The sequence below is a fragment of the Segetibacter sp. 3557_3 genome, assembly GCF_004354985.1.
In the GTDB taxonomy this organism is placed as follows: Bacteria; Bacteroidota; Bacteroidia; order Chitinophagales; family Chitinophagaceae; genus Segetibacter.
On the sequence record NZ_SMSK01000015.1, the window covers coordinates 61,001 to 80,969 of the forward strand.

The 19,969-nt window shown below is 44.4% G+C and carries 18 protein-coding genes; 3 read left to right on the forward strand and 15 right to left on the reverse strand.

The genetic code is table 11. The features are described 5' to 3' along the window. Positions 1–476: 476 nt before the first annotated feature. Positions 477–2,402 carry a DNA primase gene (gene dnaG, locus EXU57_RS19015; protein WP_133269834.1) on the forward strand — a complete coding sequence of 642 codons (1,926 nt, stop codon included), beginning with the start codon at positions 477–479 and terminating at the stop codon, positions 2,400–2,402. 58 nt (positions 2,403–2,460) lie between these two features. On the opposite strand, the gene EXU57_RS19020 is transcribed toward dnaG, so the two are convergent. The 6 genes from EXU57_RS19020 to rpsO form a co-directional block, all read right to left on the reverse strand. Further along, positions 2,461–3,126: a YdeI/OmpD-associated family protein gene (locus tag EXU57_RS19020; protein ID WP_133269835.1), complete on the reverse strand. Its 666-nt coding sequence runs from the start codon at positions 3,124–3,126 to the stop codon at positions 2,461–2,463. A gap of 122 nt (positions 3,127–3,248) precedes the next feature. Beyond that, positions 3,249–4,064: a M48 family metallopeptidase gene (locus EXU57_RS19025; protein WP_133269836.1), complete on the reverse strand. Its 816-nt coding sequence runs from the start codon at positions 4,062–4,064 to the stop codon at positions 3,249–3,251. 854 nt (positions 4,065–4,918) lie between these two features. Next, complete coding sequence (plsY, locus tag EXU57_RS19030; RefSeq protein ID WP_133269837.1) at positions 4,919–5,575, reverse strand: glycerol-3-phosphate 1-O-acyltransferase PlsY; 657 nt, start codon at positions 5,573–5,575, stop codon at positions 4,919–4,921. 78 nt (positions 5,576–5,653) lie between these two features. Then, a complete protein-coding gene (prmA, locus tag EXU57_RS19035) occupies positions 5,654–6,469 on the reverse strand; it encodes a 50S ribosomal protein L11 methyltransferase (RefSeq protein ID WP_133269838.1) in 816 nt (271 codons plus the stop codon). Between the two features lie 99 nt (positions 6,470–6,568). Next, positions 6,569–8,752 carry a polyribonucleotide nucleotidyltransferase gene (locus EXU57_RS19040; protein WP_133269839.1) on the reverse strand — a complete coding sequence of 728 codons (2,184 nt, stop codon included), beginning with the start codon at positions 8,750–8,752 and terminating at the stop codon, positions 6,569–6,571. Positions 8,753–8,913: 161 nt separating this feature from the next. Beyond that, the gene (gene rpsO, locus EXU57_RS19045) at positions 8,914–9,186 is read right to left on the reverse strand and encodes a 30S ribosomal protein S15 (protein WP_133269840.1); all 273 of its coding nucleotides are present in this window, start codon (positions 9,184–9,186) and stop codon (positions 8,914–8,916) included. A 294-nt stretch (positions 9,187–9,480) separates the two neighbouring features. On the opposite strand from rpsO, the gene EXU57_RS19050 reads away from it, so the two are divergent. Beyond that, positions 9,481–10,575, forward strand: coding sequence for a glycosyltransferase (locus EXU57_RS19050; RefSeq protein ID WP_243745662.1), 1,095 nt, complete (start codon positions 9,481–9,483; stop codon positions 10,573–10,575). 223 nt (positions 10,576–10,798) lie between these two features. Here the strand turns inward: EXU57_RS19050 and EXU57_RS19055 are convergent, their stop codons facing one another. The 9 genes from EXU57_RS19055 to EXU57_RS19095 form a co-directional block, all read right to left on the reverse strand. After that, a complete protein-coding gene (locus EXU57_RS19055) occupies positions 10,799–11,734 on the reverse strand; it encodes a hypothetical protein (RefSeq protein WP_133269841.1) in 936 nt (311 codons plus the stop codon). Between the two features lie 343 nt (positions 11,735–12,077). After that, a complete protein-coding gene (locus EXU57_RS19060) occupies positions 12,078–12,941 on the reverse strand; it encodes a sterol desaturase family protein (RefSeq protein WP_133269842.1) in 864 nt (287 codons plus the stop codon). Positions 12,942–13,023: 82 nt separating this feature from the next. Beyond that, complete coding sequence (locus EXU57_RS19065; RefSeq protein ID WP_207955534.1) at positions 13,024–14,091, reverse strand: NAD(P)H-dependent oxidoreductase; 1,068 nt, start codon at positions 14,089–14,091, stop codon at positions 13,024–13,026. Between the two features lie 2 nt (positions 14,092–14,093). Next, complete coding sequence (locus EXU57_RS19070) at positions 14,094–14,789, reverse strand: TIGR04283 family arsenosugar biosynthesis glycosyltransferase (RefSeq protein ID WP_133269844.1); 696 nt, start codon at positions 14,787–14,789, stop codon at positions 14,094–14,096. Then, entirely contained in the window at positions 14,761–15,147 is a 387-nt protein-coding gene (locus EXU57_RS19075; protein WP_133269845.1) for a hypothetical protein, read from the reverse strand. Before EXU57_RS19075 ends, EXU57_RS19070 begins: the two co-directional genes overlap by 29 nt. 265 nt (positions 15,148–15,412) lie before the next feature. After that, a complete protein-coding gene (locus tag EXU57_RS19080) occupies positions 15,413–15,994 on the reverse strand; it encodes a TIGR04282 family arsenosugar biosynthesis glycosyltransferase (RefSeq protein WP_133269846.1) in 582 nt (193 codons plus the stop codon). After that, positions 15,991–16,800: a purine-nucleoside phosphorylase gene (locus EXU57_RS19085; protein ID WP_133269847.1), complete on the reverse strand. Its 810-nt coding sequence runs from the start codon at positions 16,798–16,800 to the stop codon at positions 15,991–15,993. Before EXU57_RS19085 ends, EXU57_RS19080 begins: the two co-directional genes overlap by 4 nt. A gap of 125 nt (positions 16,801–16,925) precedes the next feature. Continuing rightward, positions 16,926–17,978: an arsenosugar biosynthesis radical SAM (seleno)protein ArsS gene (gene arsS, locus EXU57_RS19090; RefSeq protein ID WP_207955535.1), complete on the reverse strand. Its 1,053-nt coding sequence runs from the start codon at positions 17,976–17,978 to the stop codon at positions 16,926–16,928. Positions 17,979–17,980: 2 nt separating this feature from the next. After that, positions 17,981–18,313 (reverse strand): arsenosugar biosynthesis-associated peroxidase-like protein, encoded by a 333-nt coding sequence (locus EXU57_RS19095; protein ID WP_133269848.1) that lies wholly within the window; start codon positions 18,311–18,313, stop codon positions 17,981–17,983. Between the two features lie 490 nt (positions 18,314–18,803). Between EXU57_RS19095 and EXU57_RS19100 the strand changes: the two genes are divergently transcribed. Then, positions 18,804–19,673: a cation diffusion facilitator family transporter gene (locus EXU57_RS19100; RefSeq protein ID WP_133269849.1), complete on the forward strand. Its 870-nt coding sequence runs from the start codon at positions 18,804–18,806 to the stop codon at positions 19,671–19,673. Positions 19,674–19,969: the final 296 nt, after the last annotated feature.

Below are 19,969 nucleotides of genomic sequence, written 5' to 3' on the forward strand. Positions count from 1 at the left end.
GAATATTAGAACAAAGAAAAGCTAAAATTCAGATTAAAAAAGCGGAGTATTCAAGGTTAATAATCTTTTGTTGATATTGTGCATAAGCTGAGGACAATAAAAGGCTCAAATGATAGCCCGATGTGTTGCAATACCTAATTCGATTAAATCAGTCCTAGTTTTAAAATTCAACAAACAATTTTATAGAGTATATTACCTGGAGAGTTGGAACTTAAACAAGTAAAACTGACTTCATCTCGTTTACAGTTCGAAAGCTTCAATTATAACCAGGAACTTTGGTGTACTATTCGGAGCAGCCTAGGTTGCCTAAAGCCGGTAAGCAAGAAGAATGTAGCATTTAAACAGGGGTAATCTTTAGTTGTAACCACGTAACAATACGATCAACTGGATGTAAAAAAAGATATTACGGGTTATAATTACAGAGCCTTTACCTTGTCGGCGTTCGGACCGAAAAGTTCTATAATTTACAACTAACCATGATTTCGCAGTCCACCATACAACAGATAACAAGCCGCATCGACATCGTGGAGGTGGTAGGCGAATACGTAAAGCTCAAGAAGCGTGGTGCGAATTACCTTGGCAATTGCCCTTTCCACAACGAAAAAACACCATCTTTCACCGTTTCACCATCCAAGGAAATATATAAATGTTTTGGATGTGGTAAAAGTGGTAATACGATTGGCTTCATCATGGAGCACGAGAAGTTCACCTATGTTGAAGCTTTGAAATGGTTAGCTGCCCGTTATAATATATCGATCGAAGAAACAGCAGTAAGCCCAGAGGTTAAACAACAACAACAAACTTCAGACAGCTTATATGTAATCAACAATTTTGCACAGCAACATTTCAGCAAAAACCTATTTGAAACTGAGGAGGGCAGAGATATCGCGTTGAGTTATTTGAAACAGCGTGGTTTTAGGGAAGAGATCATCCACAAGTTCCAGCTTGGGTACAACCTGGAGCAGAGAGACGATTTTACAAAGGCTGCACTAGCTCACCAATTCAACCCGGAGCTGCTGGTAAAAACAGGTTTGGTAGTATTACGCAACGAACTGCCCGTAGATAACTATAGGGGACGTATTATTTTCCCTATACATAATCCCACAGGCAAGGTCACAGGCTTTGGTGCACGCGTAATTAAGTCTACTGAAAAGGCACCGAAATATATCAATACGCCTGAAAACGAGATTTACGTTAAAAGCCGGCTTTTATACGGAACCTATTTCGCACGCCAGGCCATCGACAAGCTGGATGAGTGCCTGCTTGTTGAAGGTTATACCGATGTTGTTAGCCTCCACCAATCTGGTATAGAGAACGTAGTAGCAAGTGGAGGAACTTCCCTGACCGTAGACCAGCTGAGATTAATACGCAAGTACACCAGCAATCTTACGATCATTTATGATGGTGATAGTGCCGGGGTAAAAGCTGCGCTTCGCGGTTTGGATATGGCGATCGAAGAAAGCCTGAATGTGCGCCTGGTGCTTATCCCCGACAATGAAGACCCGGATAGCTATGTAAATAAAGTTGGTGTTTCGGCTTTTCGAAGTTTTATCGACACAAACAAAAAGGACTTTATTCTCTTTCAACTTGAGGTAATGTTGAAAGATGCTGGGAATGACACGATAAAAAAAGCTGAAGTCGTGAACCAGGTTGCGGAAACTTTAAGTAAAATCCATCGTCCCGAAGACTTTACAAAATTACAGGACTATATAAGGCAATGCTCGGGCATCCTGAAAATTGAAGAAGGTGGCCTCACTACCCTCGTAAATAAACTCAAACGCGATAAGGTAACAAAAGAAGAAAAGAGGAATGCTTCGCATTCTCCGTTGGACGCTCCAACAGATGACCTACAAAATGCAGAGCCGGACATTAACGCACTCCTGAACAATGATGAGGCACAGGAACGCAGCGTTATCCGGGTTTTGCTTGAATATGGGTTAAAGCCGTGGGACGATGAAAAAACAATGGCGGAGTACATCTTTGAAGAGTTGCAGGAGTTCCATTTCGAAAATCCCGGGATGGAAAAGCTCTACGAGATTTATAGGAACCAGTATGAAGAAGGCTTTCAGCCGACAGCTAAAAGCCTGCTGTACCACGACGATGAAGAAGTGAGAAAAATCGTTGTAAATATCAATATTGTTCCCTTTGAACTTAGTTTGAATTGGGATAAGATTATGGAAGGGATGAACATCAACAACCGCGATGTTAGCCGCCAGGATGTCCTAATGAGTGTCAATTATTTTAAATTGAGAAAACTGAAAAAGATGTTTGAAGAAAATCAACGTGACATGGAGAAATCGGTATCGTTTGAAGAACAAATCAACCTGATGAAGATTCATAAGGTGTTGAAAGAAGAAGAACAAAAAATTACCAGCCAACTCGGTACAGTTATATTAAAATAAAAATGCATCCACGTTATCGTGAATGCCTTTTTATAAACTCAGTGTTTAGCGAAAAATTTTACTTTTCAGAAGGGTTCTTTTTTCCTGCAAGTAATTTCTCAACAGTAGCTTCAAGTCTGCGCGCTTTTGTCTCCTCGCGTTTTGCACCTTCAATCCAGCTTACATACTCTTTCTGGTTAGTAATTGAGAGCGCCTGAAATACTTCACGAGCGTTTTTGTGCCTGCTAAAAATCTTCTCAAGATCAGCCAGCGGAACAATCAGATTTTTGTCGAAGTCAATTCCTTTAATGTCGACAGATTTCACTTCCTGGCATTCACTGAGCCTCGCCGTGATTTCTGATGACTTCTTAAAACGGAATGCACTCCACACATGATCTAAAGGTACCTGAACCACTCCTTCAAAACCATTAGCAGTAAGCACTTCCCAACTGCAATCCCTGTTCAGGTCGCTGGAGATTTTACTTGTTGATTTTGGATAGGCGATCCAGAGCTTAGCTTCTGGTTGCAAGGCGGGCAATACTTCGGAGAGAATACCATTAAGCTGGTTAACATTAATGGCAAAAACGAGTGCAAAATCAATTCGTTTTGTGCGAAGAAGCGGTGTTACATTTTTAGAATAAGACAGCTTCACAAACTGTTTTTCAATGGAAGATGGCAACCCTTGAATTAACAGATTTTTTTCATCTTTTAGTAGCAACTTGTCAAACAAACTTTCGTGCGACATACCTCAAACTTGTTTTAAGGGTTATCGAAAATAGGAATGCAAAAGTAAAAAAATTAAGTCGCACTAAAAAATAAGTCTCCCGTTATGAGGAGACTTTTGTGATATAACAGATTCTAATAATGTTACTTACCCATAGGCTGATAGTACTTTAACGCTTCAGGCATTTGCTGCTGGAGCTTCGCTATCCTGCTTTGTTCGCTTGGGTGAGTACTCAAAAACTCCGGTGGCTTAGAACCATTTGCCATAGCTTCCATTCTCTGCCATAAAGGAATTGCTTCACGTGGGTTATAACCGGCAAGCGCGGCGTATATCAATCCAAGTTTATCAGCTTCAAGTTCCTGGCTTCTGCTGTGTGGCAGCATTACACCTACCTGACTGCCGATGCCATATGCTTGCATAAATAAGTTCTGTGTTTCTGCAGGTTTGCTGGACAAAGCAACACTAAGCGCAGTTCCACCCAGTTGTTGCAGTAAACCCTGGCTCATGCGCTCACTACCGTGTTTTGCAACAGCATGTGCAACTTCATGACCAACCACAACTGCAAGCGCAGCTTCATTTTGTGTGACAGGTAGCAACCCGGTATATACAACAATTTTACCCCCGGGCATACACCACGCATTCACATCTTTACTATCCACAAGATTATACTCCCATTGGTAATTCTGTAGCTCATTGGCAAGTCCTTTACCCTTATAATATGTTGTTATGGCAGTAGCAATCCTGCTTCCAACACGTCTTACCATTTCAGCGTCCTTGTTTTGTGAAGAACTGACTACCTTATTCTGCGATAAAAACTGTTGGTATTCCGACTTCGCCATCGACTGCAATTCATTTTCCGGAACAAGCGATAGCTGCCTTCTGCCGGTAATGGCATTTGTAGCACAAGCTATCGCAAGCATTGAAACTGCGATGGTTACAAGTGTTAATGACCTCTTCATAGTTTACATTTTGCTACACATAAACAAGAATGATACCAAGCACCCAGGCCGGCTGGCAGCAGCGAATACTTTAAGAAATCGACAATGCCTATGCTATAATAAGAACACTTGATGATACTAAGCTATGCTTACATAAGATGGAAGATGATCAGCGGGAAGAACGTCTAATCGCTGCCGTTTTTTAATACCAGCTATCATTACATGGGTGATCAAGTTATCTACTATACATGGCACCCTTCAGGGTAATGCAATCAAAAAGATAGTACGATTTACTAGCTGGTGCTCAACGCTGTTTTACTGCTATTTACAGACATGCCAAATTAGACGGGTACATGGTAACTGTAGTTGTTGTTTGCAGTGATGTTCCCATTCTGATGAACATCTTTAGGTTTATCCCGCTGATGCAGGTATTTCCTGCATTCGAACCTGCCTTTTTTGAAACGCTATGTTGAAGAAGATGTCTGTTCTCATCTTTTATGATGGGGATAGTTAAGCTGTTTGTACAGGTGATCTTCAGCTTAGGGGCAAGCTGTTGACCGAAAATAGATCCGGGTGGTTTACCCATTATGCTCAACTAAACAGCAATGCATTAAAGCTGCGTATAGTAACTATAGTACAAGAGTGCGACGCCCGTCCGACTGGCGCAGCCGGGCGGGCAACGATGCTCAATTGAAACACTCCAATTGGGCCCAAAAAAATGTACCTAAATAAACGGTGTCGACTTACAATGGTGATCGCAAGGGAATACCACTTAGATAAACATAGTTCTACCAAAGTATGGATGGTGTTTGTAGTTCCCGAAAAGATGAAGCATTGGTGAACAACCAAAAGAAGAGCTAGTGAATAGAAAGCGGCTAAAACATATTCCTGCGGCGATTGCGCTTGCGATCACGATGTTTTAAAATCGGGATCTTGCTCTCGGTACCTTTTAATAACCTGTTGATGTTTTTCTGGTGAGTAAAGATCACCATGAGGGCTACTGTTACCGCAAATACACGGTAAAGAGTTTCTTTTTCGTTGAAGATAAACAGTATGAATACCGCAAAAGAAATGCTTGCAAGAATAGAGCTTAACGATACAAATCGCGTTAGGAAAAGCACGCTAAGAAAAACGGCGACACAACAAACTGCAACAGTGGGTTGAATGGCTACTACCATTCCAAAGAGCGTTGCTACACCTTTTCCTCCTTTGAACTCTGCCCATATGGGAAAGATATGCCCCAACACCGCCGCTAAGCCAAGACCAACCATAAAGTTTGTTCGGTCCCATTCGTCCTGCATATAATATGGAATGAGCAAAAACAGTGAGGTTGCAAGAATGCCCTTAACCATGTCGGCGATCATCACCAGGGTACCCCACTTTGAACCAAGCACACGATAGCAATTCGTCGCGCCTGCATTACCGCTGCCATAGTCACGGATGTCAACACCAAAGAAGTATCGGCTAACCCATACAGCTGTTGGTATAGACCCAATAAAGTAGGCAAGAATTATTAGTAAAAACTCGTTCATTCAGTACTTGGTTAAAGTCAGGATAACAAATTTAAGGGATATGTATCCAATTTATGAACATTACCTGGTGTACAGAACCTATTTAACTTTCAGCAATAAACTGATCCAGTTGTTCCTGTACAGGACCTTTTCAACAACCAGATCACGTTGCTCGCAAGCTTGTTTTATGTCGGCTTCATCTTGTTGTAACAAGCCACTAAGCAGAAGCGAACCATCTTTTTTTAAGGCTCGCGTCAAGGGTGTAAGGTTATCAAGAATGACGTTCCGGTTAATATTCGCCAGGATAATATCAAAGGTTTCTTCTGTTCGAAAGGCATCAGACTTTACCAGGCTTATCTTGTTGCAATCATTTCTTGCGAAGTTCTCCCTGGCATTTTCAATGCTCCAGTCATCTTCATCTATTGCATAAATAGGACCGGCGCCCATCTTTTCAGCTAATATTGCAAGAATGCCCGTCCCAGTCCCAAAGTCAGCAACCTGCTTATCAATAAAGTTCAACTGCCGCATCTGTGCAATCATCATAAAGGTGGTTGCATGATGACCCGTTCCGAAACTCATCTTAGGGGTAATCACAATATCAAAGTCCACATTGGGAAATGGATCATGAAAGTGTGCCCTTATGCCACAAAAATCTTCTACTAAAACAGGCTCAAAGTTGCTTTCCCAAACTGCATTCCAATTTTGATCTTCAATTGTTGCTGAGGAATATTCTACCTGGTATTGGGTTAGCAATGCCGAGGTAGCTTCGTAGTCGTAATTGGCTTCACCTACTGAACAAATTAATTCTCCATCCCGTTCTTCAAAACCATCAAAGCCAAGATCAGAAAGCCTGGCCACAAGGATATCGTTTACTTCAGCAGAAACCCCAGGTACGGTGATTTGTATAAAGTTCATGGTTATATCAGCATTTATAACATTCGGATAAAAAGGAAAGGCCTGTTTTCACAGGCCTTCCAGGCTAAACTCTTTAACCTGTAACAGGTATTAGTAAGGTTATTGTTGAGGCGCTCTTCCACCTTGTTCAGGGGCACGGCCATCACCTCCGCGAGCATTGGTTAACTCGGGTTTCGGCATCAGTATTTTCCGGCTCAGTTTGAACTTACCGGTTTTTGGATCAAGGCCAATCAATTTCACTTTAACAACATCGCCTTCTTTTAAGACCCCTTCCATTGTCTCCAGTCTCTTCCAGCTGATCTCGCTTATGTGAAGCAAGCCTTGCTTACCTGGCATAAATTCAACGAAAGCACCAAACTCTTTTATGCCTTTTACAGTTGCCTCGTATACGTCGCCTACCTGTGGCACGGCAACAATACTTTTGATCCATGCAACAGCTTTATCAAGACCTTCCCTGGCAGGTGAGAATATGCTCACTTCACCAACGTTCCCGATCTCTTCAAGGTTAATGGTTGTGCCGGTTTCACGTTGGATCTCCTGGATAACTTTACCACCGGGTCCGATAATGGCACCAATAAATTCTTTATCAACAAACAACTTCTCCATGCGCGGCGCATGTGGCTTCACCTCAGGACGCGGAGCAGGAATACATTCGTACATGGCATCAAGAATATGTAAGCGACCTTCTTTTGCCTGGGCTAGTGCCTCGCGCATAACGGTCATGCTTAATCCATCTACTTTGATATCCATCTGTACACCACAGATGCCATCACGTGTTCCGGTCACTTTAAAGTCCATATCACCCAGGTGATCCTCATCACCAAGGATATCAGTAAGAATTGCATGTTTACCATCTTCGGCACGTGTGATCAGACCCATAGCAACTCCACTTACGTGTTTTGGAACAGGAACACCTGCATCCATAAGAGCAAGAGAGCCGGCACATACCGTTGCCATTGACGAAGAACCATTACTTTCCAGGATGTCGCTGACGATACGAACCGTGTAAGCATAGTCTTTACCAGGCATCATTTGCTTAAGGCTGCGCATTGCAAGATTACCATGACCAACCTCACGGCGGCCAACACCACGCATCATCTTAACCTCACCAGTGGAAAAAGGCGGAAAGTTGTAGTGCAGGATGAATTTTGAGTAATCAGACTTCGCAGCACTTTCAATCAACAATTCATCGAGAGGAGTACCAAACGTAACGGTGGTAAGCGATTGGGTTTCGCCACGTGTAAACAACGCTGAACCGTGCGGGGTAGGCAGAGGATCAACTTCCATCTGTAGTGAACGAACTTCAGCAAGTCCGCGACCATCAAGACGGGTGCGATCGTCAATAATCATACTTCTTACCACCTCCCATTTCAGATCCTCGTAATATTTCTTTGCAAGTCTTTTTTGCAGGTCGGTAATTTCTTCGCCAAGGTGAGCGATGACTTCGTCGCGTAAACTTTTATATTGTTCAGAACGGTCGTGTTTCGCGCTGCCGCTTTTCGAAATTGCATATACCCTGTCTTTGGCAAATTCGTAAACACTATTTCTGATGTTGTCGTCGGTTTCCGGTTTGGTATAATCGCGCTTGCCGGTAACACCAGCCTTGTCGCGAAGTTCGCCCTGGGCCTTGATCTGGCGACGTATAGCTTCGTGCGCAATTTCAAGTGCCTCGATAAGGTCTTCTTCCGAACACTCTTTTGCTTCACCTTCTACCATCATCAGATTCTTCTCAGTGGCAGCAATGATGAACTCGTAGTCGCTTTCAGTCAGTTGGCTTCTGGTTGGATTAATAACAATCTCGCCTTTCACGCGGGCAATCCTTACCTCGCTGAGCATTTCCTTAATGGGTATATCAGAAACAGCCAATGCAGCTGAGGCAGCAAGGCATGCAAGTGAATCGGGCATAATCTCAGTATCACTCGAAACCAGCGATATCAATACCTGGACATCGCAAACGTAATCCTCGGGAAATAATGGACGTAATGCGCGGTCAATTAAACGGCTGGTTAGTATCTCGTAATCGTTTAATCTTGCTTCTCTTTTGAAAAATGAACCTGGAATTCTACCAGCTGAAGCAAACTTCTCCTGGTAGTCCACCGAAAGCGGAAAGAAGTCTTGTCCTTCGCGTGGCTCGCGATTGGCAACTACAGTAGCCAGAAGAATACAATTTCCCTGGCGAACAGTAACTGCCCCATCTGCCTGCCGGGCGAGTTTACCGGTTTCGATAGAAACCTCGCGACCATCGCCCTGGTCGAACGTTACACTAATTGGTTGGGCTAACATAAAATCGTTTTTTGTCCCGATAGCTCGGGGTGAAACGGCGTAGATTAAGGAGGGAAAAGAATGTACGCCGTTAAGGTTAATTATTTACCTGGCAATGACACCAAAAAATTATTCCCAACAGACAATGTCGGTTGGGAATAATCAATATCATGGAGGAGAGGTTATTTTCTTAGGCCAAGTTTCTCGATCAGCGCACGGTAACCGGTAAGGTTGTGCTTTTGCAGATAAGTTAAAAGACGCTTACGCTGACCTACCATTTTCATAAGACCACGATGGGTAGAAAAATCTTTTTTGTTGGCTTGCAAATGTTTTGAAATCTGGCTGATCCGCTCAGTAAGAAGGGCTATTTGTCCTTCAATTGAACCTGTATTGCTGGCTTGTCCGCCAAACTCAGTAAATATTGCTGCTCTTTTTTCTGTTGTTAAATACGACATCTCAATTTTTTTAAATAGACACCAAAGGTTTTACATCTTTTTTATCGCGGGCAAAAGTAGGAATAATAATGTTAAGGGTAAAAAAAACAAATTCCTTTTTACATGCTTTACCTGTCCGGTCACGCCTGACCTAAAGTTTGCTCCAAAGCTGCCCACCAGGCATCTTATGCTTTTGCAGGAGACCTGCACAACTATACTAAATTTTCTGCTTTTATAGGTATTGCCTATTTTCCACCATCCTGCAGTCGTAAAAAACGGCCCATCTAATCGCCGGGCATACCATCGCTTACAACAATGAAAGCTTCTAAAATAACCTTAACGGTTACCAACGACCTTACCTACGACCAACGAATGCAGCGTATTTGTAGTAGCCTGTCGAGGTGTGGCTACAGGGTTACACTTGTGGGGAGGGGTATTCGCAGTTCTCAACCGCTGAAGAAAGCTGCCTATGAACAACGCCGGCTTTACATACCATTTACGAAGGGTAAAAGCATGTACCTTTTATTTAATATTCGTTTGCTGATTCACCTGTTCTTGAATCGCACGGATATCATTTGTGCCATTGATCTTGACACCATTTTACCCTGTTACATTGTATCAAGGCTCTACGGCATAAAACGCGTTTACGACGCGCATGAACTTTTTACAGAGCAAAAAGAAATTGTAACACGACCCCTGATACACGCAGCATGGTTGAAAATTGAGCAATTTGCTGTTCCCCGATTTCCGAATGGATATACCGTAAACCAGTTCATCAAAGCCGAACTTGAAAGGCGTTACCAAGTGTACTACAAGGTTGTTCGTAATCTTCCGGTATTGGAGCCATTGACCGCCCCGCAGCAGGATGAACCTTTTATCATTTACCAGGGAGCCGTAAACAAAGGGCGCAGTTTTGAAACGCTGATACCAGCGATGCGGCATGTGCCCGCCAGACTGGTCATCTGTGGTGATGGGAATTTTTTACAGAAAGTAGAGGAACTTGTAAAACTACATAAGGTCGATAATAAGGTAACGTTAAGCGGATCGGTGTTGCCTGCTGAGTTAAGATTACTTACCCCCCGGGCGTTTATCGGGTTAACCCTATTTGAAAATATGGGGCTTAATCAATACCAGTCACTGGCCAACAGATTTTTCGATTATATCATGGCCGGTATTCCGCAGGTTTGTGTTGGATATCCCGAGTACAAACGAATAAACGACGATTATGAGGTGGCCTTGCTCATTGATGATACAAACCCGGTGACGATCGCCGATGCCATCAACAGGCTCTTGAACGATACGGTCCTTTATGCCAGGTTGAAGCATAACTGTTTGCTGGCCAGGAAAGTGTTATGCTGGAACCGAGAAGAAATAACACTGCTGAGCTTTTATAAAAACCTCCTGACTTAAATTAGTTATCAAGCATTCGAAAACTTTAAAGATCAATTGGTTGCGTTGATGAAGCATAAGTGCACTTGTCCCAAACAAAACAGGAGATGTGACTTTAGCTTAAGCAATCGCCCGACAGAGTTGGTAGTTATTGTACGTCAGAAACCATATGTCCAACAATATTGATTGTTGCGGTACGCTCCGGAACAAGATCGTAACACTACAACGGGGTGCCAAAAGGGGATTATGGAATAGCAACCCTTGAAACACTAAATGGTAGAACAGGATTCCCGGTAGCTCTCCGGTTCAGCTGGCCGTTCACAACAAGGAAAAAGTCGCCTGCCTTTGCCATTGTAGTATTAAACAAAAGGTTGGTACCGAACCCATTACCAACAACACCGGCAGTAAAATCTTCGTTTAAGGTCACCGGGAAGATCAGGTTGGTTGCATTACGGGAAACATACAGCTTGGTTCCTTCAATATACAAGCCGTCTCCAGAGTTAACGGGTGTAGTCAGAGTGATTTCGGTAATGGCTTTTGAAGCTTTATCGATGCGGTAAAGCTTACCGGAAGAAGAAACAACAATTATGAGGTATTTATTATCGGGGGTATTCACAATTCCATTGGCGTTTGTGCCCGGACTAATATAGGGAATTTGGGCGTCGGTAAACGTAAGCCATTCTTCAGCATTGCCGGGTATACTTTCTACGGTACTAATCCGGTAGATCTTACGCTGCTGCGAGTCAGTAAAATAGATGTGCGTATCATCGGTAATACAATCATTGATAAACCCGGAGTTGAATAAGGCTTTGGTATCCCAGGTTTTAATCAGGGAACCATCAAGATCGAAAACGTGAATTTTGTTGTCGGCTCCACCACATGCCCACAACCGGTATAGCTGATCGATCTTCAAACCCGTAACAGCCCTTCTACCCTGCAGCGGTCCGGGAGCAAACAGCTTTACCGCACCTGTTTCCACGTCTACCTGGTAAATGTCGCCATTGTTTGTACTGCCGGTGTAAAACAGCCCGGATCGGGAATTGTAAGCTATGCCTTCCGGGTAAAGCGTATCTCCTGGCAGTGCATAGGTTTCTTTCGCAATGTCTATTGCCAAATCATCCTTTTCGCAAGAAACAAGAAAGGTGAACAATACAGCAACCAACAAAATCCTATTAAACATAGCTAGCGTTTAAGAGCAAAACGTCTAAAAACTATGCCATCTGAAAACGCCGTAAATACATATGAACACGTACTCAATTGTAAACCAATGGAAAGACGGATCTCGCTCAGCGAAGGCATTACAAGCACAACTGAGTGACCCCAGTCCCACTGGGGCAGCCGGGCGGGCAACAATGTCGAATAAAGCCATGCTGCTAGTCCCCAAAAAATCGTTGTAATCGAAGTTTATAATAAGCCGGTCGCAAATAGCCATGCAACCGAAATTAAACAAGTACATTACTTCATCATCATTATTAATGTATGCTGATCCTTCTGCAAGGGTAATTAATAATTAATTAAAATATTCACTCTGCCAGCATGTTACGTCTCTGTTCCCATTGACTAGGCTGAAAGCTGCTCTCAGTATCACCGGTTCTGATTTTCGAAAAGGGAAGACGAAGCAGGAATTGCACGGTCAACTCGGTATGATCCAGATAATTTGCTGAACCGGTTACGATGGATTGTTGCGGAACGTTGAGCAAAGCAGTCTTATGCAAACGATCCCAAAATGAAAAGATCACCGAATAGTTACTATCTGCCTGGTGCTTTTCCACCGAATGGTGAATACCGTGCATCCGCGGAGTTACAATCACCTTGTTGAGCCGCTTTTCAAGTTGATAAGTTAACCGCAGGTTGCTGTGATGGAACTGGGTAGCGGTTTCAAACAGGATTTCGTATAGCAAAACGGTGAACGGGCTCGCACCGATCGCGAATACACAAAAGCCGCGGTAAAAAACAGACCCGATCAGCTCGCCAAAATGAAACCTTAATGCGGTGCTTACATCAAGATCCGGATCGGTATGATGAACGAGGTGAAATCGCCAAAGTATTGGCAGTTTATGGTTTAGAATATGCCAGAGATAGTTGGTATAGTCTAGCAATAAAAACGCAATCAACCCCTTTACTGATCGGGGTGCCTGGTAGCGGTGGTTCAAGCCAATACCTGTCCCGGCGCTTTTGCGGGCAAGTTGAACAAGCACGGGTAAGAGGATAAACCGCAATAGCGTAAACGCAGGAACGGAGACAAGTGCATTCACAACAACCCTGGAGGCACGGGATAGTTTTCGTTTTCGGAGTGCTCTGTTGCCCTCCAGTAAAAACAAGGTTACAAAAACAACGGTTAAAACGGGGGTTCCTTTACGGTCAAATATGCGGTGAATAAGTTTCATAGCATTGTTTTACAGACCATGCCAGTAAACAACTGTGCACTTATGGTTCAGGCCAGGGCTGATATTTAACTTGACTACAATATTATTTTCGCAGCTTTTCGCCCTCGCTTTTCCCGGGCTGCAAAGTAACATCCTGGTTAAGGCCTAGCTCCTTCTGCTTTTCGGGGGATGAATTTTCAGGCGTGATGCCAAACCGCAACATCCACGAACGAATACCGGTCTTGGCCTCCTTCCACAAGTTTGTCTTCCGCTTAAAGCCATACGCCCGGTATTTACCGGGGCTTACTTTGCCTTTAGCATTAACAAAATTCGCGAAATCACCTACCCATCTTTCGAACGATTGCATAAATTCCTGTTCGGCAATCATATGTTCTGCCTGGTTTTCGCTGTATTTGCGTCCTTTGCCACTAGTACAATGTTGCCAAAGCTGGTCGGGCACCTCTACCCCACCATAACGGCATTGCCACACGAGTGGTGCGTAGGCATCCCTTTCATTTTCAAACGGTTCCTGCTCTGGAGTAAAATATTGCTTGTGTTTCAGCACCTTCGGCCTGCCCTGCTCATCCATTTCATCCCCACCCTCATCACCATAACAGAAAAAGCCGGCGGTTCTACCTTCAAGGTGATTTACGCTAAGTTCGTTCCAGAGTGCTGTCTTTTCCAGCGCAATCGCTTTCTCTGGATCCTTATGGTCAATAAGGCTTTCATCGGGATTTCCGCCGTTCATACAAACAAGCCGGTCAAACATCAACTTCAGATTGCTGCTTGGTGAATACCAATTGATGGGACCAATGATCGCCCATGCATCGGCCATATCAAGGCGGGCATACAGGTCCATCTCCCACATCAGGTCTTTCTCCATCAGGCTGCCTTTTTCGTAACAATTACACGGCCATACACACAGCGCCATGGAAGTAGACACACAGGCGTTACAACTCCTGATCTGGGCGCGGCTATAAACATTACCAAGATCCTCATAGTCGATTTCCCAATCCTGTGGCAGCATCTCCGCCATCTTCAGCATCAGGGTTCTGGATTTACCATCCACTCCCGGGCAGTTGTATTGCCTTCTTTGCGAGCCGGAAATGATCAGTACCCGGAAGGGTCGTTGTTCGGGTGGAAGTTTCGCATTATCGTCGTTTGGCTTCATGGTTATAGTTTGTGCTTTCGGATAAGTGATTTGTAAACCTTTACAAGGTGTTCCTGGGAATAGCCCAGGTAATACAACAACCATATCCTGAAAAAGATTAGCTGCATATTATAGATCCCGTTATCGTGGTATTTTCGGGCAGAGGTGGTCATCGCTGCATTCATTACCTTGAACCGGCCAAACCGTTTGATGCGACCGATGATCTCCTGGTCTTCCATAACCACGAGTTCTTCGCGGTAACCACCAGCGTTCCCGAATACCTCTTTTGTTACAAAAAGACTCTGATCACCAAACCGCACCGCATCTACATTGAAGCGGGTGAACCAACAATTTGCTTTTAAAAACCAGTGTGCATAGTCGAACTGCAGCCTGAAACAACCGCTAATGGCACCATTCTCCAGCGCCTTGTTAATGTATACCGTAAAATTTGGTGGCGGAATACTATCTGCATGCAAAAAATATAGCACTTCTCCCCTTGCCATAGCCGCACCAGCATTCATTTGTGCTCCCCTGCCCTTTTTATGGCTAATCAGGGTTTTGGCACCGCATCGTTGCGCAATGTCGAAGGTTGCATCGGAACTTCCACCATCCACCACGATTAATTCCAAAGGTTGGTCGCCCTTTTCAGCCAGTACCCTATGGATAGTGGTTGCTATCTGGTCGGCCTCGTTATAAGTTGGTATGATTATGCTGATCATAGGTGGCTAATGCTGATAATAGCAGCTCCTGTAAGTCGTTGAGCGTGCGACATTCATTTATTTGGTTGTTGCTGACAAAAAGGGTTAATGAGTCGTCAGAACGTATGAAAACCGCCGGAAGAGCAACGCCTGAGGTGTTCAGCCGGGCGAACTCATCTTTATGAAGAAAGCTCACCTTTATAGGTAATTGGCTGATAAAGTCTTTCCATTGCTGCTTAACGGTGAAGTTGCCATAAGTCAGGGCACATAAACGGCATTGGTAGGTGGAAGGTGCAATAATCTTGTGAGCGAAGTCGGTAAGGGAGTCAAATAGTCCGCTCCCGGCGTTGTACACAAATATGAGCTCAGATCTGGACATGTTCTTTCTTTTGGCGACCAGCCCCGGTGCTTCGGGGAACATCGTTGCCCGCCCGGCTGCGCCAGTCGGACGGGTGCCACTCACTTATACTTTCTGTTCGCTATGGAGCAGGTTGGGTTTTGATGAATGTAAAAGTTTAGGTTCAGACTAAAAATTATATGTTCAACACTAACCTAAATTAATTGATAATGAACAGCGTAGGCATAAAATAAAGTATCTTGACTCCCCTGAATTTTCGTTTAACCATTGATAGTCACCAATCGATTTATATCCGCTTGAGGTCATTTTCTTCATCTATATCGTTCAGCACAGGCAAAAGAAAATACGAAAGATCCAGTTCCGTGATGGCGTTGATAGTTGAACTAAAAACGGAACTACTACTCCATTGCACATTTTCAAACAGGGGTTCCCAGAGACGCTTCATACCAAGCAAGTAATAGCCGCCGTCATTTGCCGGACCAATTACCACATCATGACTGTCCAATTGATCGAATGCAGCCCCGATGATTTCTGGAGTAATCTCCAAACAATCGCTGCCTATGATCACAGCCTTAGCATACCCAGACTGAAACGCATGACGGAAAGCATGCTTCATTTTCTCGCCCAGGTCTCCCTTTGTTTGCAGTAGCTTCTGGTACCCGCTCCACTGATCCTCCTGTTCAATATAATCTGAATAGCATATGATCTTTTCGCTCGCGACGCTTTTCGCCACCAGGCTGGTATAATTCAGCAGGGCACTGTAAATACGAAATGCGGCTTCATCGCCCATGGTTGCGGCAAGCCGTGTTTTTACCTTGCCATACACCGGGTTGCGAATAAAAACGAGCAAAACATCTTTGCTCATCATATGGCCAGGATAACTTGTTCAAACAGTTTACTTAGTTTCCCATCAGCCTTACCTGCAACCTCAATGATCTCGCTGATGTTTACCGGCTTTAAATTGTCAGGGTCACATTCATCTGTAACCACTGAAATTGCCGCACAGGGCAACTGCATGTGATTGGCCGCAATTACCTCCGGAACAGTCGACATGCCAACCAGGTCGGCACCAATTACCTTAAGATATCGATATTCGGCACGGGTTTCCAGGTTCGGCCCGTTTACGGCAGCATAAACCCCTTTTTGTAAGGTGATACCCATCGTTTGGGCGTTCGACAAAAGCAAATCATTGAGTACAGGACTGTATGGCGCACTCATATCCGGGAAACGTTCACCCAATTGATCCAGGTTTTTACCCGTGAGCGGGTTACCTGATTGCAGGTTGATGTGATCATCGATCAGGACCAGGTCACCTTGCTTATAATTAAGATTTATTCCACCGGCTGCATTCGATAACAGCAGGTACTGTACACCCAATAATTTCATCACCCGCACCGGGAATACAATCTCAGGCATTGAGTAGCCTTCATATGCATGAAAACGTCCCTGCATGATCAACACCGACTTGTTCCCTATGGTGCCATACACCAGGTTACCCTTATGAAACTCTACCGTGGCAACGGGAAAACCCGGAATATCCGCATAAGGGATGGTCTGTTGAATATTTACGTAGTTAAGCAAATGGTGTAAACCGGTTCCTAAAACAATTCCGATGTCAGCAAGGGTAACTTGGTGTTCTACTAAATATTGATGCGCCGTTGTAATTGCTTGCATATCGATGTGGTTCGGAGATTTAATCTGAAAGGTATTTTCGGCAGATAATCCATCCGGCTTTTTGATTTATTAATCGGTACCGGTGTTTAACCCTTTTGCCGCTGCGAGCTCAACTATGACCAGGATCATACAACAGCTCCACCACAACTTGAGCCTGCACCGGCCGTACATCCATAACAATGTTGCCCGATGATGATGTTGCGGTCGTTTAGCATGCCGGTATCGAAGTCCGAGATGTGCTGCGATGAACAACTCACTTTTAGATCCAGCATCTGGTTGAAATCGCAATCATACAGATACCCATCCCAACCAATGGAGATGGTGTTCCTGCACATTACATTAGCTGCAGCAGCGGGATTATAAGCTGCGACGAGCTTTTCCATGTACCGCTCATAGTTTCCACTCTGTAACAGGTAATCGAGAAATCTGCTTATTGGCAAATTGGTAATTGCAAACAGATTATTGAACCGAATACCGAAGTCTTTCATCAGCGCCTGTTTGTACTCACTTTCCAATGCTTCCTGTGCTGCAGGTAAAAACGAACCTGCCGGGTTATAAACCAGGTTTAGGATCAAATTCGTACCATCCATACCATAGCCTGCCTGGTTTAGCCACCTGAGCGCCTGGATGCTATCATCAAATACCCCATCACCACGCTGCCGGTCTGTTCTATCGCGGGTATAAAAGGGAAGCGAGGATACAACTTCAACCCGGTGCATTTTGTAAAAATCCGGCAGATCGTGGTACTTTTTATTGGCAAGCAAGATAGTAAGGTTGCAACGAACAATGATGTGCTTTCCTAAGTCGCTGATTTCTTCAACAAACCACCGGAAATCGGGGTTCATCTCGGGTGCACCACCAGTCAGGTCAACAGTGGTCAACTGCGGGTGTGCTCGGAGGACTTCCAGGCACTGCTGCATGGTAGACCTAGTCATGATCTCTTTGCGATCGGGACCAGCATCTACATGACAGTGTTTGCAAACCTGGTTACACATCTTGCCCAGGTTCACCTGGAATACTTGTAGGTCGGTAGGCCTCAGTGGAAACAGCCCGCTTTGCTCAAGTTTTTGTTGAAATGGAACTAATGGAAATTCATTACGCTGCCGGTCTTCCAGTATGTGTATTTGTTCCGAAACATCTGCCAGTACACTTTTACGCGCTTTTAAAGACTTGATCATGCTCACATTGCTATTTCTTTTACCTTATTCATCATCTGTACCCCGTGCACAAGTGAGGCGCCACCACGGATTGCACACGCAACGTGTACGGCTTCCATCATCTGGGCCTCACTCCACCCTTTTTCATAAGCATCACTGCTGTAAGCATCAATACAGTAGGGACATTGTACCGCATGGGAAACGGCTAATGCAATCAACGACTTTTCACGTGCCGTAAGCGCACTGTCTTTAAAGACTTCGCCATAGTAACTGAAGAACTTCTCTCCCATTTCCTTCTGAAAATCGGCTACGTTTCCAAACTTCTTTAAATCATCCGAATTGTAATAGCTGTTCATAGTTTTCAATTATAAATTTCATGCCCTTCTGCGGGCAAAACAATCAGGATACCTTTTCATAAACATGACTCAACGGTGGCAGAATTACCATTATCCTGCTGGCTGGCCCTATCATCATTGAACTTAACAATTTCGTTTGGTTTTGGTTAACCATCATCTAAAAAAGTCGAATTGGTTGGGGTAGGTAAACTGAGCCTGTTCATTCCATGCATAAAGCGCTGACCGGACCGTTATCGAGGTGAACACATGCAGGCTACATGGCGTTCGCCCGAAAGTCATTGGTTTGAAAAGACCACTGCCGGTTCACTTTCACCTACCCCAACCTTTTGTCTATCTTCGCCGCGGTTATTGCTGAAAGCTTTCAACACGCTTAGCCAGCTTGAATGTAAGCACCCGGTGAAATCAAGCGACGCATCGCAGTCCTACGGCAATTGCTTAAGTGCTCTGAGGTGTTCAAGCTGGTGACGGAGACCTGAACAAAGACATGTAAATGACAAATGAACAGAAAGCGATTAAGGCAACCTACTTCAGCATAGTGGGAAACACCATTATGGCAATTGTAAAAGCACTTGCCGGGTTTTTCGGCAGTTCTTATGCATTGATCGCAGATGCTATTGAGTCTACCACTGATATTCTAGCCTCTTTCCTGGTGTTGTTCGGAATTAAATATGCGAGTCGGCCCGCAGACAAAAATCATCCTTATGGTCATGGCCGCATAGAACCACTCATTACTTTCCTTGTTGTTGGCTTTCTGATCACCTCTGCGATAGTCATTGCCTACGAAAGTATCCAGAACATCCGTACGGTGCATGAACTTCCAAAATCGTGGACCTTGTTGGTGCTTGGGGTCATTATCATATGGAAAGAAACTTCTTTTCGCCTTGTTATGAAGCGAAGCATCGAAACAAACAGTTCTTCGCTAAAGGCTGATGCCTGGCACCACCGCAGCGATGCACTTACCTCCGTTGCTGCATTTATCGGGATCTCCATTGCCTTATTGTGTGGTAAGGGTTATGAAACAGCCGATGATTGGGCGGCGCTCTTTGCTTCGGGTTTCATACTCTATAATAGCTACCTGATATTCAGACCAGCTTTGGCTGAAATCATGGATGAACATCGTTATGATGACCTGATTGTCCTGATCCGGGATATTTCACTAAAGGTTGATGGTGTAATTGGTACTGAGAAATGTTTCATCCGAAAGACAGGGATGAAATACCAGGTAGATTTACACGCGACCGTTGACGCAGATATCAGTGTTAAGCATGGTCATGAGATTGCGCATGACCTCCAGGATACGTTGAAAAAGCAGCTCCCCGAGTTGGGCAATGTGCTCATCCATATCGAACCCAGTTCCTAAAACTGGAAGGTCGGGGTTTCCCTTATTGTTATCAACAAGGGCTGAACCTGATGGGACCGGGGCTGATACTACTCCCGAAGAATTACAGGGATTGCAGGTGGCAACACCCGCAATGGCAGCAGTGCGATGGTGCAGGTGACAACACCTGCACGGGCAGTGCGATGAATGCAGGTGACAACACCTGCACAGGCAGTGCTATGGTGGCAAGTGACAACACCTGCACAGGCAGTGCTATGCTAGCAAGTGACAACACCTGCACAGGCAGTGCTATGGTGGCAAGTGACAACACCTGCAAT

Excerpts from the sequence above, each read along its gene's own strand:
- dnaG (WP_133269834.1), top strand. The coding sequence starts at position 477 with ATGATTTCGCAGTCCACCATACAACAGATAACAAGCCGCATCGACATC.
- EXU57_RS19020 (WP_133269835.1), bottom strand. The coding sequence starts at position 3,126 with ATGTCGCACGAAAGTTTGTTTGACAAGTTGCTACTAAAAGATGAAAAA.
- EXU57_RS19025 (WP_133269836.1), bottom strand. The coding sequence starts at position 4,064 with ATGAAGAGGTCATTAACACTTGTAACCATCGCAGTTTCAATGCTTGCG.
- plsY (WP_133269837.1), bottom strand. The coding sequence starts at position 5,575 with ATGAACGAGTTTTTACTAATAATTCTTGCCTACTTTATTGGGTCTATA.
- prmA (WP_133269838.1), bottom strand. The coding sequence starts at position 6,469 with ATGAACTTTATACAAATCACCGTACCTGGGGTTTCTGCTGAAGTAAAC.
- EXU57_RS19040 (WP_133269839.1), bottom strand. The coding sequence starts at position 8,752 with ATGTTAGCCCAACCAATTAGTGTAACGTTCGACCAGGGCGATGGTCGC.
- rpsO (WP_133269840.1), bottom strand. The coding sequence starts at position 9,186 with ATGTCGTATTTAACAACAGAAAAAAGAGCAGCAATATTTACTGAGTTT.
- EXU57_RS19050 (WP_243745662.1), top strand. The coding sequence starts at position 9,481 with ATGAAAGCTTCTAAAATAACCTTAACGGTTACCAACGACCTTACCTAC.
- EXU57_RS19055 (WP_133269841.1), bottom strand. The coding sequence starts at position 11,734 with ATGTTTAATAGGATTTTGTTGGTTGCTGTATTGTTCACCTTTCTTGTT.
- EXU57_RS19060 (WP_133269842.1), bottom strand. The coding sequence starts at position 12,941 with ATGAAACTTATTCACCGCATATTTGACCGTAAAGGAACCCCCGTTTTA.
- EXU57_RS19065 (WP_207955534.1), bottom strand. The coding sequence starts at position 14,091 with ATGAAGCCAAACGACGATAATGCGAAACTTCCACCCGAACAACGACCC.
- EXU57_RS19070 (WP_133269844.1), bottom strand. The coding sequence starts at position 14,789 with ATGATCAGCATAATCATACCAACTTATAACGAGGCCGACCAGATAGCA.
- EXU57_RS19075 (WP_133269845.1), bottom strand. The coding sequence starts at position 15,147 with ATGTCCAGATCTGAGCTCATATTTGTGTACAACGCCGGGAGCGGACTA.
- EXU57_RS19080 (WP_133269846.1), bottom strand. The coding sequence starts at position 15,994 with ATGATGAGCAAAGATGTTTTGCTCGTTTTTATTCGCAACCCGGTGTAT.
- EXU57_RS19085 (WP_133269847.1), bottom strand. The coding sequence starts at position 16,800 with ATGCAAGCAATTACAACGGCGCATCAATATTTAGTAGAACACCAAGTT.
- arsS (WP_207955535.1), bottom strand. The coding sequence starts at position 17,978 with ATGATCAAGTCTTTAAAAGCGCGTAAAAGTGTACTGGCAGATGTTTCG.
- EXU57_RS19095 (WP_133269848.1), bottom strand. The coding sequence starts at position 18,313 with ATGAACAGCTATTACAATTCGGATGATTTAAAGAAGTTTGGAAACGTA.
- EXU57_RS19100 (WP_133269849.1), top strand. The coding sequence starts at position 18,804 with ATGACAAATGAACAGAAAGCGATTAAGGCAACCTACTTCAGCATAGTG.